Source organism: Pantoea sp. ME81 (assembly GCF_903970985.1).
GTDB classification, from domain to species: Bacteria; Pseudomonadota; Gammaproteobacteria; order Enterobacterales; family Enterobacteriaceae; genus Pantoea; species Pantoea communis.
In genome coordinates this window covers 1-5748 of the sequence record NZ_CAJCKS010000242.1, presented here as the reverse complement: position 1 = coordinate 5748, position 5748 = coordinate 1, and the positions used below count along the sequence as shown (strand labels likewise).

Annotated in this window: 4 protein-coding genes; all 4 read right to left on the bottom strand. The window is 52.4% G+C overall.

The genetic code is table 11. The features are described from left to right. Positions 1-1222: cytosine permease (locus H7A81_RS25180; RefSeq protein WP_182059082.1), on the bottom strand; the 1222-nt coding region annotated here is incomplete at its 3' end. Positions 1223-1619: 397 nt separating this feature from the next. Then, positions 1620-3086 (bottom strand): aspartate aminotransferase family protein, encoded by a 1467-nt coding sequence (locus H7A81_RS25175; RefSeq protein WP_182059081.1) that lies wholly within the window; start codon positions 3084-3086, stop codon positions 1620-1622. A 12-nt stretch (positions 3087-3098) separates the two neighbouring features. Beyond that, complete coding sequence (locus tag H7A81_RS25170) at positions 3099-4481, bottom strand: diaminobutyrate--2-oxoglutarate transaminase (protein ID WP_034829839.1); 1383 nt, start codon at positions 4479-4481, stop codon at positions 3099-3101. A gap of 215 nt (positions 4482-4696) precedes the next feature. Beyond that, positions 4697-5461 (bottom strand): A24 family peptidase, encoded by a 765-nt coding sequence (locus H7A81_RS25165; RefSeq protein ID WP_166934390.1) that lies wholly within the window; start codon positions 5459-5461, stop codon positions 4697-4699. Positions 5462-5748 lie beyond the last annotated feature (287 nt).

The window sequence follows — 5748 nt, the reverse complement described above, 5'->3', positions numbered from 1 at the left end:
GATACTCTTTGCGGAACTCGACAAAATCTGACGGCGCAAGGTGCAGCACTCTGCGGCACACATAGTAGTCAGCGAGGATAATGAACACCCAGGTATTGGTCAGAATGCCGGTAATCGACAGGAAAGTGCCGGTGTACTGCAGAATGTTGCAGACGTAGAACAACACGCCGAGCAGCCAGACCAGCAGCATCCACCATTGACGGCCTGGACGATAGTTAAACGCCATATCCATGGTATTCGACAATGCGATGGATCCGGAGTAGAGGTTCAGCACGTTAATACGAATCTGTGTAATCACAGCAAACAGCACGCCGGTCAGCCCAATAATCAGCGGGAAGACGAAGCCTGGATCTAATGCCAGTGACCAGACATCCTCTCCCTGAATGTGTGGCATCAGGGTATATGCCATAAAGGCGCCGAACAGCATTACCACCACAATCGGAATCAGCATCCCCAGCATAATGGTCGCCGTGCCTTTATGGCTGATACCAGGACGAGCGAAGCGGCCATAATCGGTGGCCATCAGGCCCTGAAACACAATCTGTCCATTGGCCATGTTCATCACCAGCCACAGCGCATTGCTGTCGACTTCCGCTTTAGGCTGCCAGCCACTGAAGCCCACAGACGGATAATGGTGCGTGAGTTGCCAGATGCAGAAACCGAACAGCAAGATGAAGATCGGCACGCCCCAGGTTTGCAGGAACTGCATTGACGACATGCCTTTCCACACAAACCAGATTGCCGCCAATCCCATTAATGCAAAAATCGCAATGCCCGTGAAGGAGTTAACCGGGACGCCCGCGTAGTTCGCAATGGCATGCGACACGATGGTGCCTTCGAACAAGAAGTAAAAGATGAAGTTGATGGCATAGATTAGCGAGGTAAAAGCCGACCCCATATATCCGAAGCCCAGGCCTCGCGTCATCAGATTGAGCGACAGGCCCTCTTTACTGGCCATTTTCATAATACAGGAACCGATTATGGTGGCAAACACCACCATATAGGCGATAGGTAACAGCAGCAGCGGCCAGCCGACCTGATAGCTCATATCCGCGCCGAGGCTGAACCAAAACATGGCGGTCGAGTTTCCCAGTAACACTAAAATGATGGCCGGGATCGGCCAGCGATAGTGGGAGGGAACACGCCCAACGGCATAATCTTCCACGGCTTCCGCTTCGGTGATGTCTTGAGGTCCCTGAAACCACGCTTTTAACTTGCTCATAATTTTACTCCAATAAAAAAAGCCCCGCCGACAGCATTGCCGGTGGGGCTTCTTCGCCTGAATTCGATGTATTGGAGTGGCAGAGTGCCACAAACCGCTTACCAGACTTCGGCGCCTGTTCCTGACATGCAGGATGCGGTAGACAGTAATAAGCAATTACCGTGCCAGAGGGTAAATGAGAGTGTTTCAACACCTGATAGGCAGTTTTCCACGTGAACGAGCCTTATGACGGTGCAACTTGCACCGTCATTGATCGTGCTAACGTTATCTGCCAATCAACCAAATGGGTTGTTATTCCAGAGGGATGAGTGAGCAAAAATGAACGGGCTGGGCAATCGACAGGCAATAAAAAAGCCGATGACTGTTGCCAGTTATCGACTTTTCGTTTGAAGCGAAATTACGCGTTCAGCAACTGATTCGCGGTTTTCTCAACCAGCGCCAGCAGGACTTTGATGTCTTCCAGCATCACGGTTGGGTTCAGCAGCGTCAGTTTCAGGCAGGTAACGCCCTGGTTTTCAGTCACGCCAACGTTAGCGCGGCCTGAATCCAGCAGAGCATCGCCGATGCGCTGGTTGAACAGAGCAATCTGCGCGGTATCGGTCAGCTGCTCTGGACGATAGCGGAACAGCACGCTTGCCAGTTGTGGCTGCATCACCAGCTCAAGGCGTGGTTCTGACGCAACAAACTTCGCCACTTCCTGTGCCAGCGTCACACCGTGGTCGATGATCGCGGCATACTGTTTCTGGCCCAGCGCTTCCAGACCCATCCACAGTTTCAATGCATCGAAACGACGCGTGGTCTGCAGAGATTTTGAAACCAGGTTAGGAACACCGGCTTCTTCATCGAACTCAGAGTTCAGGTAAGCCGCCTGATAACGCATCAGCTCGTAGTGACGCTCGTCTTTCAACAGGAATGCGCCACAGCTGATGGTCTGGAAATACTGTTTGTGGAAGTCGAGAGTCACCGAATCCACTAACTCCAGGCCGTCCAGGTAGTCACGATACTTTTCAGACAGCAGCAGAGCACCGCCCCAGGCTGCATCGACATGCATCCAAATGTTGTGCTCAGCCGCGATGCCCGCGATTTCGCGAAGTGGATCAATCGCACCCGCATCGGTAGTACCAGCCGTCGCGACAATCGCCAGAATCTGCTCGCCATTGGCTTCGGCCTGCGCCAGTTTGGCTTTCAGGTCGTTAACGTCCATGCGTGCGAACTGATCAGACTTCACCTGCACCACAGAATTGTAGCCGTGGCCAAGCAGCGCCATGTTTTTCTGTACCGAGAAGTGCGCGTTCTCAGAACACAACACTTTGATCTTACGCAGATCGCCAGTGATGCCGTCCAACTGCACTGAATGACCTTGACGCTGATAGAACGCATCACGCGCCAGCATCAGACCCATCAGGTTGCTTTGGGTGCCACCACTGGTGAACACGCCAGCATCGCCTGCTGGATAACCCACCTGTGCACGCAACCATTCGATCAGTTTGACCTCAATGATGGTGGCAGAAGGGCTCTGATCCCATGAGTCCATACTCTGGTTGGTGGCGTTGATCAACACTTCTGCAGCCTGGCTAACCACCAGGCTAGGGCAGTGCAGGTGCGCCACACATTGTGGGTGGTGCACTGACAGGCTGTCTTTCAGGAAATACTCAATCGCGCGTTCAATCGCGGCCTGGTTACCCAGGCCGTTTGGATTGAAGTCGAGCGTGATACGCTCGCGCAGTTCGGCAACGCTTTTGCCTTGATACATCTCAGGCTGTTGCAGCCACTGCACAACCGCGGCGCTGCTTTGGGCAATCGCCTGCTGGTACGCCTCAATGCTCTGTGCAGAGGCGGCCAGAATCGGGTTTACTTCAGACATTTACTCTTCCAATCAAACAGGTTTGACGCCAGCGCCAATCAGCGCCTGCTCAAATTTATCCAGGAAAATCGCCAGCTCTTCGTTGGTGATCAGCAGTGACGGCAACAGACGCAGTACTGCACCGTGACGACCGCCACGCTCCAGAATCAGACCTGCTTCGAAGCACTTCTTCTGCAGCAGTGCAGAGAGTTCACCATCAGCCGGCAGGCTACCCATATGGTCAGCCGCTTCGTTTGGTTTAACGATCTCGATACCGATCATCATGCCCAGACCGCGGATGTGGCCGATAACCGGGAAGCGTTTCTGCATCTCAGCCAGCTGTGCTTTCAGCCATTCACCTTGTTCAGCCACTTTACCGGCGATGTTCTGCTCGGTCAGGACTTTCAGAGTGGCCAGACCGGTTGCCATCGCCAGCTGGTTGCCGCGGAAGGTACCGGTGTGGTGACCTGGAGACCAGGCGTCGAACTGCTTTTTGATACCCAGAACAGCCAGTGGCAGACCACCGCCTACTGCTTTAGACATCACGATAATGTCTGGCTCAATGCCTGCGTGTTCGAAGGCAAAGAATTTGCCGGTACGGGCAAAGCCTGCCTGAACTTCATCAAGAATCAGCAGAATACCGTGTTCCTGAGTGACTTTACGGATGCGCTGCAGCCACTCGACCGGAGCAGGGTTCACACCGCCTTCACCCTGAACGGCTTCCAGGATAACGGCTGCAGGCTTGCGCACGCCGCTTTCCACGTCGTTGATCAGGTTTTCGAAGTAGTAAGTCAGGGCTTTCACACCCGCTTCACCGCCGAGACCCAGTGGGCAACGGTACAGATGCGGGTAAGGCATGAACTGCACTTCTGGCATCATGCCGTTAACGGCTTCTTTCGGTGACAGGTTGCCAGTCACAGCCAGCGCACCATGAGTCATACCATGGTAACCACCAGAGAAGCTGATCACGCCGCTACGGCCAGTGACTTTCTTCGCCAGCTTCAGTGCTGCTTCAACCGCATCCGCACCGGAAGGACCGGTGAACTGCAGGCAATATTCTTTACCCTGGCCAGGCAGCAGCGAGAGCAGAGATTCTGAGAATTGATCTTTCAGAGGTGTCGTCAGATCAAGAGTATGTAACGGCAAGCCGCTGGTAATGACATTTTGGATGCTCTGCAGAACATCAGGATGGTTATGACCAAGTGCCAGCGTCCCTGCGCCAGCCAGGCAGTCAAGATATTGTTTATTCTCGACATCTGTGATCCACACGCCGTTGGCTTTGGCAATCGCTAAAGGCAACTTGCGCGGGTAGCTCCTGACGTTTGATTCAAACTCAGCCTGACGGGCTAAGAAAGCGTCGTTGTTTCCATTGAATGCGTTGGCACCAAAATTATCAATACGGACTTTATCCGTCATCATATCTCTCCTTCAACCGGGGCTCGTGATGGCTGGCCGATTGACTAGTTGAACAAAAAAGTATCAGTGGTTTAAAAAACGCGGCCAATATAGAGCCTTTTGACGTACATCACAATGATTTATTTTGTTTAGATTTGTTTATTCTTTTCATATAGGAATCAGGGCGTTGGCCACTAATTGGCCGGCTATTTTAGCGCCAGCAGATGAAGTGGTTATTAAATAATCGTGTTAATAAAAAGACTTATGCCCGCCAGAGCAATCCAGGGACCAAAAGCAAGGGGTTGATTAAGGTCACGTTGCCAGCCCATTTTGGCGATAAACAGCGCACAAATTGCCCCGCTACAAGCCAGTAACAGTACATAGGGTAAGATTGCCCAACCCAACCACGCGCCTAATGCTGCCACTAACTTTGCGTCCCCCAAACCCAATGCCAGTCTCCCGCTAAAATATTGATACATATAGCGGATTAGCCAAAGCGCGCCGTAACCCCCCACCGCACCAAAGACGGCATCATGGAGTGAGCCTGGTAGCCATTCGCCTGCTTTTAATAATAGCCCAAGCCATAGCAATGGCAGGGTGATTACATCTGGCAACAAATAATGCTCGTAATCGATGATCGCGACGGTCAGCAGTAGCCAAAACAGCATAAGTAAGGCGAGCAATGATTTATCAACCGGGAGGATCGCGACAAATACCAGGCTGATTGTTGCACAGGCAGTTTCTGTTAACGGATAGCGCAGGCTGATAGCACAACGGCAAAAATGACACCGACCGCGTAGTAACAGCCAACTCACTAACGGGATATTGTCTCGCCAGCGCAAACATTTTTTGCAAACCGGACAGTGTGAAGCCGGTTGCCGTAAATCCACGCTATTGCCGGGCTGTAAAAGCTGCAGAGGTACGCGATAAATAACGACATTAATAAAGCTACCGATGCTCAAGGCTATCACCGTTGCCAGCAACCACAGTATCCACTCCATGTTGACCTCATATTCCTTTCCGGTTTTATCGAAATGAAACCTACGCCTGAAGCGCGAAGGAGGCGAGTATCAAAGGGGAATTACGGTGTTTTACATCGCGTTTCACGATCGGTGTTCAGGCGATGAGGAGCATATGCCGATCGCGACTGAACCGTTACCGCTTCCCCGTTGGGAGGAGGTGTGCCAAAAACTTTTCAGCAGATAAACAGGTGGTGCAGAGCAGTGGAAATGGGACGGCGTCCGTGGCGAGGAGGGATGCGTTTAGCGCAAGGCGCACAGCTTACCAT

Coding starts and splice junctions, on each gene's coding strand:
- H7A81_RS25175 (WP_182059081.1), bottom strand. CDS start 3,086: ATGTCTGAAGTAAACCCGATTCTGGCCGCCTCTGCACAGAGCATTGAG.
- H7A81_RS25170 (WP_034829839.1), bottom strand. CDS start 4,481: ATGACGGATAAAGTCCGTATTGATAATTTTGGTGCCAACGCATTCAAT.
- H7A81_RS25165 (WP_166934390.1), bottom strand. CDS start 5,461: ATGGAGTGGATACTGTGGTTGCTGGCAACGGTGATAGCCTTGAGCATC.